This window comes from Pusillimonas sp. SM2304 (assembly GCF_031628915.1).
Lineage (GTDB): Bacteria > Pseudomonadota > Gammaproteobacteria > Burkholderiales > Burkholderiaceae_B > Pusillimonas_C.
Genome location: NZ_JAVLUJ010000001.1, coordinates 444,916 through 464,554 on the forward strand (window position 1 = coordinate 444,916; position 19,639 = coordinate 464,554).

General features: G+C 61.1%; 16 protein-coding genes. 1 reads left to right on the forward strand and 15 read right to left on the reverse strand.

All coding sequences use genetic code 11. From position 1 onward, the window contains the following. Positions 1-5 precede the first annotated feature (5 nt). From RE432_RS02050 to RE432_RS02065, 4 genes are all read right to left on the reverse strand, one after another. Positions 6-1,697 carry a hydantoinase B/oxoprolinase family protein gene (locus RE432_RS02050; protein WP_310931555.1) on the reverse strand — a complete coding sequence of 564 codons (1,692 nt, stop codon included), beginning with the start codon at positions 1,695-1,697 and terminating at the stop codon, positions 6-8. After that, positions 1,690-3,714: a hydantoinase/oxoprolinase family protein gene (locus RE432_RS02055; RefSeq protein WP_310931556.1), complete on the reverse strand. Its 2,025-nt coding sequence runs from the start codon at positions 3,712-3,714 to the stop codon at positions 1,690-1,692. Before RE432_RS02055 ends, RE432_RS02050 begins: the two co-directional genes overlap by 8 nt. 12 nt (positions 3,715-3,726) lie before the next feature. Continuing rightward, positions 3,727-4,857, reverse strand: coding sequence for a C4-dicarboxylate TRAP transporter substrate-binding protein (locus tag RE432_RS02060; RefSeq protein ID WP_310931557.1), 1,131 nt, complete (start codon positions 4,855-4,857; stop codon positions 3,727-3,729). 316 nt (positions 4,858-5,173) lie between these two features. Beyond that, positions 5,174-6,208 (reverse strand): YncE family protein, encoded by a 1,035-nt coding sequence (locus tag RE432_RS02065; RefSeq protein WP_310931558.1) that lies wholly within the window; start codon positions 6,206-6,208, stop codon positions 5,174-5,176. Positions 6,209-6,493: 285 nt separating this feature from the next. On the opposite strand from RE432_RS02065, the gene RE432_RS02070 reads away from it, so the two are divergent. Continuing rightward, positions 6,494-7,468, forward strand: a complete 975-nt coding sequence (locus RE432_RS02070; protein ID WP_310931559.1) for a tripartite tricarboxylate transporter substrate binding protein — start codon at positions 6,494-6,496, stop codon at positions 7,466-7,468. Positions 7,469-7,570: 102 nt separating this feature from the next. On the opposite strand, the gene RE432_RS02075 is transcribed toward RE432_RS02070, so the two are convergent. From RE432_RS02075 to RE432_RS02125, 11 genes are all read right to left on the reverse strand, one after another. Further along, on the reverse strand, positions 7,571-9,688 hold the full coding sequence (locus RE432_RS02075) for a 3-hydroxyacyl-CoA dehydrogenase NAD-binding domain-containing protein (RefSeq protein WP_310931560.1): 2,118 nt from the start codon (positions 9,686-9,688) through the stop codon (positions 7,571-7,573). A 51-nt stretch (positions 9,689-9,739) separates the two neighbouring features. Next, complete coding sequence (locus RE432_RS02080; protein WP_310931561.1) at positions 9,740-10,867, reverse strand: acyl-CoA dehydrogenase family protein; 1,128 nt, start codon at positions 10,865-10,867, stop codon at positions 9,740-9,742. Positions 10,868-10,869: 2 nt separating this feature from the next. Next, positions 10,870-12,057 carry an acyl-CoA dehydrogenase family protein gene (locus RE432_RS02085; RefSeq protein ID WP_310931562.1) on the reverse strand — a complete coding sequence of 396 codons (1,188 nt, stop codon included), beginning with the start codon at positions 12,055-12,057 and terminating at the stop codon, positions 10,870-10,872. After that, positions 12,047-12,712: a 3-oxoacid CoA-transferase subunit B gene (locus RE432_RS02090; protein WP_310931563.1), complete on the reverse strand. Its 666-nt coding sequence runs from the start codon at positions 12,710-12,712 to the stop codon at positions 12,047-12,049. Before RE432_RS02090 ends, RE432_RS02085 begins: the two co-directional genes overlap by 11 nt. Continuing rightward, a complete protein-coding gene (locus RE432_RS02095; RefSeq protein ID WP_310931564.1) occupies positions 12,709-13,398 on the reverse strand; it encodes a 3-oxoacid CoA-transferase subunit A in 690 nt (229 codons plus the stop codon). Before RE432_RS02095 ends, RE432_RS02090 begins: the two co-directional genes overlap by 4 nt. Before the next feature lie 4 nt (positions 13,399-13,402). Then, positions 13,403-14,563, reverse strand: coding sequence for a thiolase (locus RE432_RS02100; protein WP_409079800.1), 1,161 nt, complete (start codon positions 14,561-14,563; stop codon positions 13,403-13,405). Then, complete coding sequence (locus tag RE432_RS02105) at positions 14,560-14,952, reverse strand: OB-fold domain-containing protein (protein WP_310931565.1); 393 nt, start codon at positions 14,950-14,952, stop codon at positions 14,560-14,562. Before RE432_RS02105 ends, RE432_RS02100 begins: the two co-directional genes overlap by 4 nt. Positions 14,953-15,090: 138 nt before the next feature. Beyond that, positions 15,091-16,266, reverse strand: coding sequence for an acyl-CoA dehydrogenase family protein (locus tag RE432_RS02110; protein WP_310931566.1), 1,176 nt, complete (start codon positions 16,264-16,266; stop codon positions 15,091-15,093). Between the two features lie 9 nt (positions 16,267-16,275). Continuing rightward, positions 16,276-17,454, reverse strand: a complete 1,179-nt coding sequence (locus tag RE432_RS02115) for an acyl-CoA dehydrogenase family protein (RefSeq protein ID WP_310931567.1) — start codon at positions 17,452-17,454, stop codon at positions 16,276-16,278. A 14-nt stretch (positions 17,455-17,468) separates the two neighbouring features. Then, the gene (locus RE432_RS02120) at positions 17,469-18,254 is read right to left on the reverse strand and encodes a helix-turn-helix domain-containing protein (RefSeq protein WP_310931568.1); all 786 of its coding nucleotides are present in this window, start codon (positions 18,252-18,254) and stop codon (positions 17,469-17,471) included. A 73-nt stretch (positions 18,255-18,327) separates the two neighbouring features. Beyond that, a complete protein-coding gene (locus RE432_RS02125; RefSeq protein ID WP_310931569.1) occupies positions 18,328-19,317 on the reverse strand; it encodes a tripartite tricarboxylate transporter substrate binding protein in 990 nt (329 codons plus the stop codon). Positions 19,318-19,639 lie beyond the last annotated feature (322 nt).

Genomic DNA, 19,639 nt, shown 5'->3' on the forward strand with positions numbered 1-19,639 from the left:
CCACCTTACCCATATATGGCGCGTGAAGCTTGTTGCGTGACATACCCATGCTGGATGTCGTATTCGATATCTTCACGCGCACGCTCGCTGGCGGGGCCATAGCCGCCGCCGCCCGCCGTGTAAATGGTGACGATATCCCCTTTGCGCAGCGTCTGGTTGTCCTTGCTTTTCAGGGGAAGCTTTTTACCGTCACGCAGAATTTCACCGGAGCCCGGTTTGCCATCGGCGCCACCGAACAAACCATAAGGCACCACGCGGAAACGGTCCGCGTACATGGCAAAGTTGACCCCATCTTTCAATATCTCAAAGCTGCGATAAAAACCTAGCCCGCCCCGGTGCCGGCCGTGACCGGCGGAGTCCGGAATCAGGCCATAGCCGACGATGCGAAAGTGATCGAAATCCATATCGGTCGCTTCGATGGGCGTGTTCGTGCAATTCGACAAGGGCGAGTCCACCGCATCGCAGCCATCGCGATGCAGCGAGGCGCCGAATCCACCCCCATAGACCTCCAGATAGACCTTGTATTTACCCTGATCCTGGTGGGACAGCGACGTGACAAGCGTGGCGTCATTGCCGCCGGCAATGACTTTGTCTGGCGCGACTTGCGCCAACGCCTTGAGTACCGCATTAAAGCAACGATAGCCTGCCTCCATGCGCGCCCGCACCGGCGCGGGATAATTGGGATTGACCAGCGACCCCTTGGGCGCGCGAATGCGGACTGGGCGCTTGAGCCCCTCGTTGAACGGGATGTCGGGGCTGGTCAACGCCGATTTGACCGCCGACAGCGCAGCGGAGATCGTGGAAGAGAACGGGCAGTTCAAATTGCGGGACACCTGGGGGCAGGTGCCGTCGAAATCGATTTCGATCGTGTCGCCTTTTACCGTGACAGCCGCCTTGACCGTCAGCGGCTGGTCGGTAATGCCATCGTCGTCGACCGAGTCCTCGCCATGATAAACACCGTCGGCAAGTTGCGACAATGCCATCCGGAAGCGGCGCTCGGAATAATCGACCAGCTCGCCCATGGCTGCGCGCAGGGTGGCCGCCCCATATTTTTCGCACAGTTGGCGCATGCGCTCGGCCCCCACGGAATTGGCGGCAAATTGCGCGTCGAAGTCGCCTATCGTTTGACCCGGCACGCGAATATTGGCAGCCACCATCCGCTTGAGCGGCCCGCGGCCCTCCCAATCCCGGGCATGGTTGTATCGGGTAGGGGGAAAAATTATCCCTTCGGCATGAACATCCACGGCTTCGGTGGTCAGGCCCGGATTACCGCCCCCCAGATCCAGGTGATGGGCTACGGTACCGGCAAATCCCACTAACTCGCCCTCGAAGAAAATGGGCGAATAAATGAATACGTCCTGCAGGTGCTGGCCACCGGAATAAGGGTCATTGGTGATGTAGAAATCGCCTTCCTGCAGGCTCTCGACCGGATCGGCCTGGGCGCAGGCATGGAAGATTTCGGACATAGGCCCCAGTTGCATGGGAATCAGCTCTGCCTGGGCGACAACATTGCCATCGCGATCAAACAACGCTGCCGACGCATCGGCAGCCTCGCGAATAATGGTCGAATATGCCGACCGTATCAGCTTTACGCCCATTTCACGCGCTGCCGCGATCAACCCTTGCGTGATGACTGCGTAGTCGACGGGATTGAGCGCCTCTTGGGCAGGGCTGGCGTGTTTGACGGTATCAAGCATGGTCGTCGCTCCGGGTAAGGATAGTGTTGTCATGACTGTCGCGATGGGCATCCCAGCCTGTCGGCACCAGCAAGGTAGAGGTCGCATCTTCCAGCAAGGCAGGTCCGGCAAAGACTTGGTCAACCTCCATGGCCGCGCGGCTGATCAACTTTGCCTCGCGCCACCGCCCCTGGTCAAACAGCTCGATGGTGCGCGGCTCGGTAAAGTGCGCTTCAGATTCGGACAGTTGCGGCACTTTTTCCAAAGGCGCGGTCAGCCCCAGCCGGAACGACACGTATTCAATGGGCTTGTCGTCTTCGGCGCCGAAAAAGAACAACTTCTGATGCATCAGGCCAAACAGTTCGCGCAAGCGAGCGGGCGTCAGGCTGTCGAGGTCCGTCGTCACGAGCTCTACCGGGACTTCAAATGCCTGGCCGACGAAACGCATGTATACAACGAAGCTGAGGATAAACTCGCCATCCAGCGACATATCCCGGGCCCTGGCTATCGCGCGTTCGCTCATATCCTGGAAGACGTGGCGTATCACTTCGGCCGACTCGTCACCCAGCACGCCGCGCCGCGTCAGGCTTTCAAACTGAATGAAATCGCTGGCCAGCAAGCCGTAAGCGGAAATGACACCCGAGTTGGGTGGCACGACAATCGTGCGGATGCCCAAATCGCTGGCCACCTGGGCGGCGTGCAAAGGCCCGGCCCCCCCGTAAGGGACCAGCACGTTGTCACGGGGGTCATGGCCGCGCTCGGTGGAAATCACCTGGATAGCGCGAACGATATTGGCATTCGATAACTGAATGGCGCTATCGGCCGCCTCTTCCAGCGTCATGCCAAAGTGATCCGCAATGGGTTGCAGCGATGCGCTGGCCCGCTCTGAATCGATGGGCATGCGACCGCCCAGAAAAGTTTCCGGAAGTATGGCGCGGCGAATGACGTGCGCATCCGTTACGGTTGGCTGCTCGCCGCCTTTGCCATAACATGCGGGCCCCGGCACGGCGCCCGCGGACTTGGGACCGACACGCAGCATGCCGCCCTCATCTATCCAGATAATGCTGCCGCCCCCGGCGCCCACCGTGTTGATATCCAGAACAGGAATGCGGACCGGCAATCCATCGATCGAAAACTCATTGGTCAGTTGCGGCTTGCCATCGACCACGACGCAAACGTCGGTGGACGTTCCACCCATATCCAGCGTAATCAGGTTGCTATACCCAGAACGGGCCACTTGCCGCGCCGCGCCCATCACACCGGCTGCCGGGCCAGACAACAACGCACTGATCGCATTGGCGCGCATGGCCTCGGCCGGCAGCTTGCCGCCATTGGACTGCATCACGCTGAAACGGCCCATGAACTCGGACGCTTCAAGGCGCTGGATAAAGCGCGACACATAGCGATCCATGACAGGCTGCACATAGGCGGACAATGCCGTGGTGGACGCGCGCTCATACTCGCGGAACTCGCGCGTGATGTCGGACGACACGGTGACATGCAGATCGGGCAGCGCGTCGGCCAGCAACTGACGCAACAGATGTTCATGAGCAGGATTGACGTAGGCGTTCAGCAGGCAGATGGCCACAGCCTGGTATCCGCCCTTGGTCAAAGCGGGTATCAGGCTCTGCTTGACGGCCTCTGGGTCCAGGCGAGTCAGGATCTCTCCGTTTGCCAGCACCCTCTCGGCGACCTCAAGGCTGTCATGGCGCTCGACCACCGGCTCCGGTTTCTGATAGGCCAGGTCGTAAATATTGCTGCGGCCATGCCGCTGCAGCGACAGGATATCGCGAAACCCTTGCGTGGTAATAAAAGCCGTCTTGAATCCTTTGCGCTCCAACACGGCATTGGTGGCAACGGTTGACCCATGCGCCAAATCGATCACGTCGCCCAGCGGTATCCCGCTGGCAGTCAACGCATTGAAGGCGCCTTCATCTGGATGGCTGGGCGTGCTCGGCACTTTCAACACCTGGACCCCGTCCACGCCTATAGCGACCAAGTCCGTGAACGTCCCGCCTACTTCAACACCAATACGCATTGCCATCACCTTTTACTTACCGTAAGTTTTTTCATCGATCTTGCTGTAAAGATTGTCTTTGAGCAGCGCCGTCAAGGCTTTGGCGTCAGTGCGGTCCACGCCTTGCATGAGCTTGTCCCATTTGGCCACCGTTGCTTCAAAGCGGCTGATCAACCCCTCGGCGTCTTTCAGCTTGAAACGCTCCGTGCCTTCTTTGACGGCCAGGGCGCGCGCATGCGACGCAAAGTCCGTGATGGACTGCTCGATTTCACTGGACGGCTGATATACCGTCACGCCGTGGTTCGATGATTCTTTGATGGCCTCGTCGCCGACCGCAATATAGGCCAGCTCAGTTTCGACGGTGGATTCGGCAATGGTATCCAGAAGAATACGGCGTTGGCCATCGGTCAGCTTATTCCACTTCGCGCGGTTCATGGCCCATTCCCAACCTGCAAAGTAAGGCCCCAGGTTCGCCAGGTTCACATGTTTGGCGACATCCCACAGCGACCGTGTCTTGAGTTCGTTGGCGCCCATGACGGCACAATCGATCTGGCCCTTGTCCAGGCCCGTGAACATTTCACTGGACGGCACATTGACCGGCGCCGCCCCTACGGAGCGCGCCCATTCAGCATAGACCGGCCCGGCGGTACGCAATTTCAGGCCTTTCAAATCCCCTATGTTCTCGACCTTCTTGCGGCAGATCAGGACATACGGAACGCTGGCATAAGCCCCCAGGAAAGTGATCTTCTGCCGCTTCCACAAGGCCTGCATATCCGGATCGTTCATATAGAAATCGGCAACGGCGAACGTCGTCAGCAGAGGATCTTCCTGCACGATGCCCAGCACGGCCAAGACGTTGTCCTCGGGCAAATCAGATGGCGTATAGGTGCCTGCGTGATAAGTAATGTCCGCGATGCCGTCGCGCAACCCGCTCAAGTGCGCGACGACAGGCAACAGCGTGGTATCGGTAAAGACGTTGATCTTGATGTCGCCATCAGAGGCCTTGTCAACTTTCTTGGCCCATTCCATATAGCCGTAACGCGTCAGCGGCTGGCTTTCCGGAAACCAGATGCTGGCATTCAGTTCGGTCTTGGCGCCAGCGACTGAACTGAAGCCCAATGCGGCGCTTAACGCCACTGCTGTCCATAGCTTTTTGATCTGCATAGTACACGCTCCGTAAGAGTGCGCCTTGGCCGGCAACCGCATGAAAGCGCACATATCGCTAAGGGAAAACGACTGTTGAACCACAGCCTCAGATCCGGGCGGCAGCCCAGCATGAGAACCATGTTTTTCAGTGGGTAGCCAGAAAAATGAACTATTTGGCTAATAATTTCATTTCTATTTTAATTATCAGAAAATTTTAGACTATAAGTAAAATCCCGAAGATCGCGAGCGCTGCGTTGAGCGCCTGCGCAAGCGACAGCGGCTGCCGCCCAGGCCTGGGCGGCAGCCGCATGCGTTTTCCGGGACTCGCGCCTGCTTAGAACTGCAGCCGCGCTACGCTTTCCTTGCTGCCCTTGGGATCGCCCTCGCCGTTCTTGATGGTGACGAAGACCACATTGCGCTCGGCGTCCTGTGCCAGCGTATTGGGATGCGTGGGTACAGGAATGGTGTCCAGCAGCTCATAGGTATCGCTGTGGTGGACGCTGATGGCGCCCGCGCTGCGATTGGTCACGTACAGGCGCTTGCGCTTGGCATCCAGCCAGAGCTGCAATGGGCCTTCACCCGTGGGGACACTCGCTTGCACGGCGCCGGTATCCGCATCCAGCACCACCACGCGATTGCCCTTGCCGTTCGAGCTATAGCCGGGAACGGTCTTGGCAATGTACTCGCCCAGCGACTTGCTGCCCTGGTCGGTCACGAACAGGCGGTTGGTGGCGGCATCCAGCCAGATTCCCGGCGCTTTGGCATTACCCAGCCCTTCTATTCTTTTTTCAACCTGCAGGGTGTCGGTATTCACCACGTACAGCACGCTGCCATGCTCGAACGCATGGGCGGCGATGTAGACACGATGGTTATCCGGGTCCACGACCAGTTGGCGCAGATCGCGCTGATAGCGTTCTTTGCCATCCGCCCCCTTGACCTTCTGCTCCAGTTGAATCACCGCCACTTCGCGCTGGGCGGCAATGTCCACCACCGTCAGCGAGGTGTCCACGGTATTGCCCACATACAGGCGGCCCGCCGCGTCGTCCAGCGCCAGCCCGAATGCCTTGCGCTGCAACGGAATCTCGGCTTCCACTGCCAGCGTGTCCGGGTTCAGGCGCACGATCTTGGCCGGATCGGCTTGGTCCCCCCAACCGCCGGAGGACGCTACAAACACCGCATTCCGCTTGGGGGAATAGACCAGCTCATACACACCTTTGGCGATGGCCTGGCGCTGGACCTGCTCGGCCTTGATGGGGACGTAGGCGGCCGCCTGGCTGGCCGACGAGCTTGAGGGGGCATGTGTGCCGCAAGCGGCAAGCGTCCCGACCAGCAAGGCGACCGCGGACAAGCGCAATAAGGTGTGTTTCATAGGGGTTCCTGAAAGTTTATGGAATCAAACCGTCGATGGCAGGCAACGAAAGTCGAAGAAGCCCGTAATGTTAACAATGATTCTCATTCAATGCATTAGGGGCGCAACCCATACTGCGCCGCCGCTGTCGAGAATACCTAACGCTCCATTCGAACAATTCGGATGGAAACAAAGACATGTCACAGGGATACTGATAGCCAGTAATAACCAGTGAACATGTCAAATCGGCCGCGGAAAAGCGGGCAGTCCCATAGGCATGTTTCGATACCAACAAAGGAGACTCCTATGACTCGCAGCATGCTTCATCGCAGTGCGCTCGGCGCACTGCTTGCTTTCGGCTTTTCGGCGGGCGTGGCCCACGCCGCCTATCCAGAACGGCCGGTCACCGTCGTCGTGGCTTTTGCACCGGGCGGGATGACGGATACCGTGACGCGCTTGCTTACCGGCGAATTAAGCAAGAAGCTCGGCCAGACCTTTGTGGTGGAAAACAAGCCCGGCGCCGCGGGGCAGGTAGGCACCGAGTACGTGGCCCGCCAGAAGAATGATGGATACACGCTGTTGGTCAGCGCAACCGGGCATGTGATCGGCCCCGCCGTCAACCCGAAAGTGCGCTACGATCCCGTCAAGGATTTTGAACCCCTCGGCATTCTGGCCCGTTCACCCAATTTGGTCCTGGTGAATCCTGAAGTGCCCGCCAAAACCATTCCCGAATTCCTGGCCTGGGCCAAGGCCCAGCCCAGTGTGCCGTATAGCTCCGCCGGGTTCGGCGGCTCCACCCATTTGGGCGGTGAATGGCTGAAGCTCATTACCGGCATACCCCTGGAGCATATTCCCTACAAGGGCGCCGCCCCGGGCACCCAGGCGGTCATCGCAGGCGAAGTACCCGTCGCCATACAAGACGCGACCAGCGCCGCCAGCTTCATACGGTCTGGTCATGTGCGCGCCATCGGCCTGGCCAGCGCGGCGCCCAGCAAGCAGTTTCCCGACCTGCAGAATTTCTCTGATGCCGGCGCGCCCGGCCTTGATGTCTATACCTGGCTCGGCTTCTATGCCCCCGCGGGAACGGATTCCGCCATTGTGCAAAAGCTGAATCAGGCGACGAGCGAGATCATGAACTCCCCGGAAATGGTAGAACGCCTGGCGCAAAGCAACAGTGACGTACCCGGTCCCATGACACCGGAACAAGTCCGTGAATTCGTAGCGAACGAAGCGGCAAAATGGCATAAGGTCGTGAAGGACGCAAACATCCAGGTGGAGTGACCCGCTGCCTGATCCGTTGCCCTACCTGAAGCGCTTAAGCGCTTAAAACCAACCCGCCTCGCGGCATGTCAATCGCGAGGCGGGCAAGTTTCCGCAAAGCGGTCAGAACGTCTTGGCCCCTTTTGCCACCAGCCGCTCAAGCAAGGGCGCCGGCTTCCAATGTTCGTCATGCTTGCTGCGCAAGTCGCTGATTTTCTTCAGGGTGGTTTCCAGCCCTAATGTCTGCGCATAGAACATCGGGCCGCCACGCGTTGCGGGGAATCCATAGCCGTTCACATAAATCACGTCGATGTCGGAGGCGCGCTGGACGATGCCTTCATCGATGATTTGCGCGCCCTCGTTGACCAGCGCCAGCATGCAGCGTTCGACGATTTCCTCATCGGTGATTTCGCGGCGCGCGATGCCGGCCTCACGGGCGCAGGCCTGGATGATTTCGTCAACGATGGGATCGGGCAGCGGAGTCCGGCTGCCCGCTTCATAGCGATAGTACCCCGCGCCGGTCTTTTGTCCGAAGCGCCCGCGCTCGCAGATCCGGTCCGCAACCTTGGAATAGCGTAAATGAGCGGGACGCGTGGGCGCCAGCCGCTTGCGGGTGGCCCAATTGATGTCCATGCCCGCCAGATCCGCCATGGCCAGCGGACCCATGGCCATGCCGAAACGGGTCAGCGCGCCATCCACCTGCTGCGGGCTTGCGCCCTCTTCCAGCAGGAAGCCGGCCTCCCGCCAATAGCCGGTCAGCATGCGATTGCCCACAAAGCCTTCACACACGCCCACCAGCACGGGAATCTTGCCAATGCGCTGCGCTATGTCCATGCTCGCGGCAATCACGTCGGGGCGGGTCTTCGCGCCACGCACGACCTCTAGCAGCTTCATCACGTTGGCGGGGCTGAAGAAATGCAAGCCGATCACCGATTCCGGCCGGCCGATGCTGGCGGCAATCTCGTCGATATTCAGGCGGGAGGTATTGGTGGCCAGAATGGCATCCCACTTGCAGACGGCATCCAGTTGCCGAAAGACGTCCTTCTTGACGGCGATGTCTTCGAACACCGCCTCGATGACCAGATCCATATCGGCGAAATCGTTCAGATCGAGGCTGGGGGTAATCAGCCCCAGGCGCTGCTCGATGTCATCCTGGCTCAGCTTCCCCTTGGCGGCGGTGATCTCGTAATTCTTGCGCATGCGCGCCAGGCCGCGATCCAGCGCCGCCTGTTCGCGTTCGCACAGCACGACGGGAAAGCCCGCATTGGCGCAGGCCATGGCGATACCCCCGCCCATGGTGCCCGCGCCCAGAATGCCGATGCGTTGAATGTCGATACCGGCTTGCTTGCCGCGGTGGGCGCCGGCAATGCGCGGGGCTTCCTTCTCGGCAAAGAAAAGATGACGCAATGACTTGGAAACGTCGCCGTCCACCAGTGCGTCGAACTGCCTGCGCTCTTCGTCCAGCCCGGCCTCGAAGGGTAGGCGGGTGGCGGCCTCGACGCAGTCGATGGCGACGCCCTGCGCCAGCGCATTGCGTGCTTTGGCCCGGATATGGGTTCGCGCGCCGTTGAAATCCAGGCCCTTCGCATCCACAGAGCGGCGTCCGATCACAGGATGCGTTGCTTTGGCGGCGCATGAGCGCGCAAAGGTCAGGGCTTCATCCAGCAGGTCGCCCTGCGCCAGCGCATCGACAAGTCCGATGGCCTGGGCGGCCTGGGCATCGACAGGCTTGCCGCCCTGGATCATGGACAATGCCGTCGCCGCCCCGACCAGGCGCGGCAAGCGTTGCGTACCGCCTCCGCCGGGAATCAGGCCAAGGCTGACCTCCGGCAGGCCCAGGCGCGTGGCGGACTGGGCAATGCGATAGTGGCAGCCCAGTGCCAGCTCCAGCCCGCCGCCGAGCGCAAAACCGTGGATGGCAGCGATGACCGGCTTGCCGCTGGCCTCTATGCGCGCGATCACTGCCCGCAAGGTAGGCTGGGCATTGGCGGCCGGCGTATTGAACTGGCGGATATCCGCCCCGCCGCTGAACCCCTTGCCCGCGCCGATCAGCACCACTGCGTTGATCCGGGCATCGTCCCCAGCACGCTCGATGCCGGCGTAGATGCCCGCGCGCACGGTGTCCCCCAGGCCATTGACGGGGGGATTGTCAAGGGTGATGACCGCTACGTTGCCGTGCACGGCATAGCGTACGGTATCGGAAAGAAAGGTATTCGTATTGTCCGAAGTTGAATTGCTCATGAGTATCCTTAAGGCTGTCGTTTCACCACAATGCTGAAGTACAACACCCGGCTAGCGGGCCTCCGCGTTTTCTTCCAGCGCCAGTTTCCGATAACGCGCCAGATGCTGGCGCGTGGTGCCCAGCGTGTATTCAATGGCAAGCAGGCGCTTCACGTAATGGCCGACCGGCAACTCGTCGGTCATGCCCATGCCGCCATGCAGATGAATGGCCTGCTCGCCGATGAAGCGCGCCGCCTCGCCGCACTTGGCTTTCGCCGCCGATGCCAGGCGGGCAAAGCGGGAGTCCGATGGGTCCGTGGCGGCCGCCAGCCACATCAGCGAGCGGGCTTGCTCGAGCAGCATCAGCATGTCCACCAGCCGATGCTGGATGGCCTGGAAGGAGCCCAGCGGACGATTGAACTGATGCCGTGCGCGCACGTATTCAGTGGTCACAGTCAGCAGCGCCTGCATGGCCCCAACGGCTTCGGCGCACAAGGCCACCCGGGCGACGTCCTGCGCAACATCCAGGGCCGGCGCCGCCCGCCCCAGATAGTGGGCCTGGGCGACACGGCAACCATTCAGTTCGATATCGGCATAAGGCCTGGCGTCCAGGCCGATAGCACTGGTGCATACCAGCCCCGGCGAACCGGCGGGAACCAGGAACAGGGCGGCATCCCGGTCCGTTGCCGCCGACACCAAAAGCTGCCCGGCATTCCCGCCCCAGGCCACGCAGCGCTTGGCGCCATTGAGCACCCAGCCCCCGTCCACTTTTGCAGCCTGGGTCTGTATGGATGCCAGCGCCGTATCGCCCTGAGACTCTGTGTGGGCAAGGACCGGTGTGGCGCTGCCCGCCGCCAGCTGCGCCAGCAGTTCATGGGCGGCGACGGAGTCGGGCAAGCGCCTTAGCACCTGGCCGGCCAGCACGGCCGAGCTGTCATAACATTCGACCGCCAGATACTGGCCGAAGCGCTGCATCACGATACACAGTTCTTCCAGCCTCCCGTCCATTCCGCCGGCCTCGGACGGCAGCGCAAGGCCGACCAGCCCCATGTCGACCCAGGCTTGCCAATGCGGCGACTCACTCGGCGCGCTGGTTACAGAAACGGGCGGCCTGCCCGCCGGCGCGGGATAGGCCCGTTCCAGATAGCGGTTGACCGCATCGTCCAGCATGCGCTGGTCATCGTTGAAAGCATCTTGCATGGCTAGAGTCCCAGCGCCAGTTTGGCAATGATGTTCTTCTGCACCTCATCCGTGCCGCCGTATATAGTGATCTTGCGCAGATTCAGATAAAAACCCGGCATGGCTTCCAGCTCGTCCGCAGGCGCGGGCTCGCCCGCCGCATTGTCAGACTCCAGCAGTTCGGACCGGTAGGCCAGCCCATGGATGTCGGCGACGTCAACCAGCGCCTCGCTGATCTTCTGGGCCAGCGTCGACCCCAGGAACTTCAATATAGAGGCCTCGGCCCCATGGCCGGCCCCGCGCTGGTCACGGTCGATCAGCCGCAGGCTGGTCTGTTCCAGCGCCAGGGTGTCGATCTCCAGCTTGGCCAATGTCTGGGCGAACAAGGGGTCCTGGTCCATGGGCCTGCCGTCGAGTTCGCGCATCGAGGCCAGGCGCTGCAAGTGGGCCAGCTCGCGCTTCGCGCGCCCCACCCGCGCGGCGCCGAAACGCTCGTGCGACAACAGATACTTGGCATACGTCCAGCCGAGATTCTCCTTGCCCACCAGATGGGTGGCCGGCACCGCGACATTGTCCAGGAAGACTTCGTTGATCTCTTCGCCGCCGTCCAGCGTCCGTATGGGACGAAGCGAGACGCCCGGGCTGTGCATGTCGACGAGGAAAAAAGAAATGCCTTCCTGCGGCTTGCCTTCCGATCCGGTGCGCGCCAGGCAGAACATCATGTCGGCGTATTGCGCATAGGTCGTCCAGGTCTTCTGGCCGTTGAGGATGTAATGATCGCCCTCCCGCTTTGCCCGTGTCTTCAGACCCGCCAGGTCGGAGCCCGCAGCCGGTTCGGAATAGCCCTGGCACCACCAATCCTCGCCGCTCAGGATACGGGGCAGGAAATGCGCCTTCTGCCATTCGGACCCATATTTCATCAAGACGGGGGCCACCATGCGCAAGCCGAAAGGCATGGTTTCCGGGGCGCCCGCCAGCGCGCACTCCTCGTCGAAGAGATTGCGCTTTTCCAGGCTCCAGGCCATGCCGCCATACTCGACGGGCCAGCTGGGAGCGACCCAGCCATGCTCGAACAGAATACGGTGCCAGCGCAGGAAGTCTTCCTTCGTGAGGCGCTGGTGGCCCATGACCTTGCGCTGCAAGTCCGGCGGCAGATTCCCGCGCAAGAAGGTGAGAACCTCTTGGCGAAAGGCATGCAGTTCATTTGACATGATTCAGTGCTTCCGAATAGCGCAGCGGAGCGCCGGTCGCGGCCTGCAGTGCTTCACGCGTGAGGCCGGGCGCCATGTCGCGCACCAAGAAACCATCGGCGGTGATGTCCAGCGTGGCCAGGTCCGTGTAGACGCGATCCACGCAGCCCGCGCCCGTCAGGGGAAGCTCGCAATGACGGAGCAATCGCGGCCGGCCGTCGCGCGTGGTGTGTTCCATCAGTACGTAGACGTGCTTGGCGCCCACCACCAGGTCCATGGCGCCGCCGACCGTCGTGGCCACCCCCGGCTGATTCAGCGACCAGTTGGCGATGTCGCCGTTCTGGGCTACCTGATAGGCGCCAAGAATGCAGTAGTCAAGATGTCCTCCGCGCATCATGGCGAAGGAGTCGGCATGGTGGAAATAAGCCCCGCCCGGGCCCATGGCCACATGCTGCTTGGCGGCGTTGGTAAGGTCCGGGTCGAAGGGATCGTCATCCGTCCGCGCTCTGAGGCCCAGGATGCCGTTCTCGCTGTGCACCATCACGCCGTGCCCGGGTGTCCAGAAATCCAGCGCCATCACCGGCAGGCCTATGCCCAGGTTCACATAGGAGCGCGGGGGAATGTCGGCGGCGGCGCGGCGTGCAATATCGGCGCGCGTATAGCGTTGCAGGGTCATGGGTTTTCTCCGGCAACGTAGGCATCGGTGACCTGAACCACCCGTTGCACAAAAATTCCGGGCGTCACGATATGCTCTGGATTGATCTCTCCGGCACGCACGCACTCGTGCACCTGAACCACCGTATTGGCCGACGCCATGCACATCAACGGCCCGAAATTACGGCCCGCCTTGCGGTAGATGAGGTTTCCGCAGGGGTCGGCGCGATGCGCCTTCACCAGCGCATAATCGCCGCGCAGGGGCGCTTCATACACATGGCCCACGTTATTGATCATGCGGGTTTCCTTGCCGTCAGCCAACTGCGTTCCATAGCCGGTCGGCGTATAGAAGCCGCCCAGGCCGGAACCGGCGGCGCGCAGGCGTTCAGCCAGCGTACCCTGGGGCACGCACTCGTACTCGATGCGGCCGCTGGCATAGGCTTCGTCGAACGCCTGCGATTCCGTCCCGCGCGGATAGGAAGCAATCAGCTTGCGCACGCGCCCCATCCGGACCAGGCGCCCCAGGCCGGTGTCGCCTGCGCCGCTGTTGTTGCACACAATGGTCAGCTCGCGCGCGCCCTGCTCGACCAGGGCATCGAGCAGCTCAATGGGCTGGCCTGAACTTCCAAAGCCGCTGACCAGCACGGTTGCGCCGTCGGGAATGTCGGCCACCGCCTCGGCCAGGGAGGGAATGATCTTGTCCATCATGTCCTCATAAAGAATGGGAAAGTATGGCTGTCGCCTGGCTGGAGAGCACGCCGCCGTTGCCGTGCACCAAGGCGATATCCGCTTTGTCGACCTGGCGCTCGCCGGCCTCGCGCCGCAACTGCGTCACCGCCTCGATGACCAGGAAAATGCTGTACATGCCCGGATGCGTGAAAGATAAGCCTCCGCCGTTGGTGTTCATGGGAAGGGCGCCGCCGGGTTCGATGCGCCCCTGGCCGATGAACGATCCGCCCTCGCCCTTGGCGCAAAAGCCAAGGTCCTCGAGGAAGAGGATGGGGTTGATCGTGAAGGCATCGTAAAGCTCTACCAGGTCGATGTCGGCCGGCCCCAGGCCCGCTTCGGCAAAGGCCGCCCGGCCCGATTCCCGGGCGGATGTCACGGTCAGGTCGGGCATGCATGAAATCTGCCGGTGCGAATGCGCATGGCCCGTGCCCAGCACATAAATGGGCCGTGCATGCAGATCGCGCGCGCGCTCGGCGCTGGTCACCACAAAGGCGCCCGCCCCATCCGTCACCAGGCAGCAATCGCGTACGGTGAACGGGTCGGAAACCATCTTGGCATTCAGCACATCATCGATCGTCAGGGGGGTGCGCAGGAAAGCATCGGGATTGAGCTGGGCCCACTTGCGCGCGGCAACGGCGACCTCGGCCAGTTGTTCCCGCGTCGTGCCGTATTCATGCATGTGGCGCGCAGCCGCCAGGGCATAGCTGGAAACCGGATTGAAGGGCTTGTACGGGTGCTCGTATGGCTGAGGGTCCAAGACGGCCCGCATCCGGTTGATCTCGCTGCTGCTGGGCACACTGCGCGGGTTGGCGCCGTAGCAGATCAGTACGTTGTCGCACTGCCCCGACTCGATGGCCATCGCAGCGATCTTCAAATCGGCGATAAAGGACGATCCGCCGAACATGGTGCTGTCTGAGAATCGGGGCTGAATGCCCAGATACTCGGCCATGCGCAACACCCACAATGACGACGTCAGGCTCGACGTGATGAGGCCGTCGACGTCCTGCACGCGCAGTCCGCTGGCCCGCAGCGCGCGATGAGCCGCCTGGGCGATAATTTCTTGTTCACTGCGGCCGCCGCAGTCCCCCAACCCCGCCATGCCGGTACCCAGAATGGCCGTTGTACCTCGGTAGCTGCGCATCATGCCTGCCCCCTTTCCACCGGCGTGAACACCAGCAAGGGCATGCCATCCACGCGATCGACGCGGGCGGCGACAGGCATGCCGATCTGCACCGCATCGGGCGCAATATCGACCACCTGGCTCATGAGCCGCGGCCCCTCTTCAAGATCGATCAGGCAGACGGTGTAGTCTTCGGTCTTGCTGCGCACAACCGTGGTGGAATAGACCTGGCCCTTCCCGCTAGGGACCGCCCAGTCCAGGGAGTCGGATCCGCAATGCGGGCAGATCAGGCGGGGAAAGAAGTGCAGGCGGGCGCATACCCGGCATTTGGGCAGGGTGAACCGGCCTAGCTCGAGTTGAGAAAAATAATATCGTTCTGCGCTGAACGATTGATCCGCTTCTATATGCGTCATGCTTTAAACGCCGCGGGTGCGGCGGTCTCCATTTTTAATGATTTAAAGAGCCTTACCTACACCGGCAGGTGAAACTCATTCTATAGACCGCTATCTACTGCGGCCATCCGAAAAATTCGAACCCGGCTTTAGTTGTTCTCAAACACGAATTTCGTCGCGCTGCTGGATGCGCACATCGGTTTCAACTAGGATTGAAAGGTGGTCATCCGGGGTGCCAAAACCCGCATCGCAGTGAAGCAGCTTCCGGTAATAGTGACCAATGGGGTATTCCAGGGCCATGCCCATGCCGCCATGCAGCTGGATGGCATCGCTGCCCACCATCCGGGCAACTTGGCCCACGACCTGCTTGGCAAGGCTGAAATCCCGAATGGCGTCGTCATCGTCAAGCGCCTGTTCGTTGGCGCGGATGGTCGCCACCAGCGACATGGAGCGCGCCCGTTCCTCGGCCACCACCATATCGACATAGCGATGCTGCAGCGCCTGGAAGGCGCCAAGAGGCTTGCCAAATTGCTTGCGCTCCTGCAGATACACTTGGCATAGCTCGATGGAACGGCCGATTGCGCCCAGCGCCTCGGCGCAATTGGCAGCCAGGCCACGGTAGACCGCGGCCAGCAAGGCAGGCCCGCCCTGATCCGCATCGCCGATCAGATGCGAGCTGTCGATCTGGACATCTTCCAGCACCAGGTCGGCAGCCCAGGAGCCGTCTATCATCGGAACAGGCTTGCGGGTCAAGCCCTTTGCACCGCCCGGCACCAGAAACAAGGAAATGCCATCAAGCGGTTCTTCACCTGCGCCGATGCGGGCGGGAATAATGATCCAATCAGCGCTGCCTCCGTTATCGACCAGGACTTTTGCCCCGTTCAGGCGGAAGCCGGACGCGCCCGTGCGCACAGCTGTGGTTTGAATCTTCAGCGGATCAAACCCATGGCTGCTTTCCGACCACGCCAGGGCCAGGCTGGCGCGGCCGGCCAGGGTGGCCTCGAGCGCTTCTGCAATCAGCGCACTGGACAAGGCTTGCGCCAAGAGCGGCGCGGCAAGCACAGCCGTTGCAAGCAGGGGTTCGGCGTTCAGCGCCGCCCCGGCCTCTTGCATCAGCAGCATGCCCTCTTCCTGGCCCGCGCCGACGCCGCCCGCCTCGGCGGGCACCATCAGGCCCAGCCAGCCCAAGCCGGCCATGCCGGCCCAGAGCTCCGCATCCATGCCGCGCCTATGCCGGATCCGGTCCAGATGCCTGGCGAATGGATAGTTGTCCGTAAAGTAGTCGCGCATGCTGTCGCGGATCATTTCATGATCCGCAGTAAGAGAAAAATTCATGGGAGCTCCTTACAGTCGGCTCTTGGCAATAATGTTTTTTTGGATTTCGGTACTTCCGCCATAGATCGTGGCGACCCGGTTGAACAGATGGTCGCCCATCATCCCGTGCGCATCCGTGCCGCCTATCGGCGATTGTTGATGGCGGCCCAGGTAAACCTTTGAATACCGCCCCGTCAGGTCCAGTAAAAGCTCGGTGAGTTCCTGGCAGACTTCCGACCCCTCGATCTTGAGCATGGAGGCAGCCGCCCCGTCGAAACCCTTGGCAGGCTGATAATCATCAAGGGCGCGAAGTTCCGATACCTCGAGCGCGCGCAGGCGCGCTTCTATCTTGACAAGCCGCTGCAGCAGCAAAGACTGGCCTGCCGGCGAATGCGTACCGGATGGTTGCGCCTTGACAATGCGCTTGGCCCGCTCAAGCTGCATGCGCGAGCGCCCGACACGGGCGATCATGGCGCGTTCGTGGCCCAGCAGAAACTTGGCATAGCTCCAGCCCCGCCCTTCAAGGCCGACCAGGTTTTCCCTGGGGACTTTCACATCGTTCAGAAAGACCTCGCAGATACTTGCCCCTTCATCGATTGTGTCGATAAGGCGGACTTCCACGCCCGGCAGCGTCATATCAAGCAGCAGAAAGGAAATGCCATCCTGCTTCTTGGCCTCGTCCGAGGTGCGGGCAAGGCAGAACATCATGTCGGCATGGCGGCCATGCGTGGTCCAGGTCTTTTGTCCGCTGACGACATAATGGTGATCGCGCCCCCTTGCCCGGGTTTGCAGCGAGGCCAGGTCAGACCCGGCGTTGGGTTCGGAAAACCCCTGGCACCACCATTGCTCCGACTTGAGAATACCTGGCAGGTATTTCTGTTTCTGGGCGGCCGAACCGAAGGTATACAGCACCGGGCCTATCATGGTGATGCCAAATGGAATGGTTTCAGGCGCGCAGCACAGCGCGAGCTCGTGGTGAAACACCCGCCGCTTTGACAGGCTCCAGCCCGTGCCGCCGTACTCGACTGGCCAGGACGGTGCAATCCACCCCTGGCGATACAAGCGCTGCTGCCAATCCACATACTCTTGCTTGTCGAGTTTTTCGCCGAACAGCACCTTGTTCCGGACACTGTCGGGCAGATTTTCTAGCGCGAAAGCCCTGACCTCCTGGCGGAATCGCAGTTCTTCATCGCTGATGTTCATGTCCATTTTCTATTCCTTGTTCAAATGGAATTAATAGGCGTATTAGGATCAATACCAATCTGGACATCCTGCAGGAACTCCTGCGCGATGCCGTTAATCGCACGGATGATGTCCAGCAGATTCCGTTCTATGGCCTGGTCTGTGCCCGCCAACGCCAAGCCCAGCATGCCGAATTCAGGGTTGGCGCCTTCGGCCCGCGCCAGATTGAATGAGAACGACGCTTTGCCGGCACTCTGCATCCTGCTGGAATAGGCAAAGCCGACCTGAGCGACGGTACTGACCATTTTCATGACTCTGTCGACCTCGCCCGCATTGGGCGGACGCCCTCGTTCGGCCAGGCACGCCGTGGCGATGCGGCGGACCTCGTTATGCGGCATGGCCGCCATCAGGGCATACCCCAGCCCGGTATCGGTCAGGGGCCGCACGGCCCCGATCGGCACATCACCGGCCCGGTCGCTGGCGGCATACACCACATAGGCGTACTGCACCCGCCTGCCAACACGCTGTCCGAGCACGACACTAAGATTTGTGCGCCGGCTGAGTTCTTGCATGGCCAAGCGCAGGTTGCTGCGCGGCAGGGCAATGTCGTGCACCCAGCCGCCCAACATATTCAATCTGAGGCTGGGAAGATAGGTTCTCTCTTCGGGGTTCCAGCACAAGTAGCCCATACGCGTCAGCGTATCCAAAAGCATGGACGTGCTGGATTGCGGAAAACCGCTGGCCTTGACGAGCTCTGCAACCGTTGCGGGCCTTCGCAGTTGCTCGAAGATCTCGATCAGCTCAAAAACGCGCCCGGCGGATTTCACTGAGCGTTCCCCCAGATTTCGTTCCTGACCGCGAATAAAAAGATTCATCACGCCCATGGCCTTCTGATGTTGATCACTCGGCCTTCATGCCTGCTTTTTCGGCAATCTCTGCCCAGGTCGCCATGTCTTTCTGCAAGTGGCTGGCGAACTCTGCGCTATTGCTGCCTACGGGCTCCAGGCTCAAGTCGGTAAGCCTTTGCCGAACCCTCGCACTTTTGCCTGCGTTCACGCTCGCCCGTTCCAGAATGGCAACGATGTCCGCCGGGGTGCCCCGGGGTACCAGCACGCCAACCCAACCCACCACATCAAACCCATCAAAACCCGCCTCGCCCATCGTGGGGACTTCGGGCAAGCTATCGATACGCCTGTTGCCCAATACGGCCAAAGGCAGCACACGATCAGACGGCAAGTGAGGCTGCGCCGCGCCGACATCCGTAAAGGCAAAGGAGATCACGCCCGCCAGAAGATCGGTGAGCATAGGCCCTGAACCTTTGTACGCGACATGGGCCGCCTTGCTGTTGGTCTTCAAGTTGAGCAGCTCGCCCATGAAATGGGCGGTTGACCCATTCCCCCACGAGCCAAAATTAAAGCCCGTCGGGTTGGCGGCCATGGCGGCAGCCAGCTCGGCCACCGTCTTCACACCCATCTTGCGATTCACCAGCAAGACGCTGCTGGAGCGGGCAACAAGGGAAATAGGAATGAAGTCAGACTTCGGGTCGAAGGGAAAAGACTTCTGAATGGCCGGCACCTGCACGTAGGTGGCGACGGCCAGCAGCAAGGTATAGCCATCGGGTGCGCTGCGCAGCACGCTGGTTGCGGCGATGACGCCACTGGCGCCCGGCTTGTTCTCGACCACCACCGGTTGCTTCAGTTCCTTGGAGAGCCCGTCGGCGAAAATGCGGGCGATCATGTCGCCGCCGCCCCCCGGGGCCGTTGCGACAACCAGCCGGATGGCTTGTTGAGGATATTGCGATTCGGCGCCCGCCAGCGCCGATGCTGAAACAGCCGCCAGGCCGGACGCGGCAACAACACACCATACAAGACGACTTAATCTGCGAAACATAGGGGGTCTCCTTAGATTGTGACAACTGATTCCAGCCGCAAGCCATGTCGATTGACTTGATTTGACAGGTCGGCCATGGGGGAAATAGGTGCCGCCACTACACAAAACGAGCGCGCACAGCCACCCCCCGGGCGCACCCGGATTCACTTTGGTATAAAGGTGTTGATTAAATTTTGAACGGCAAGCAACGCCGCGTGATTACTGGGCTGCCGCAGCGAAACCTGACACGCTGCGAAGCCTGTTCCAGGTGTTTGCACACCTGGCGACCGCTTCTTTCATGTTGATGCCTATTCTAGAGATTTATGCATCTCTCTACCATCAC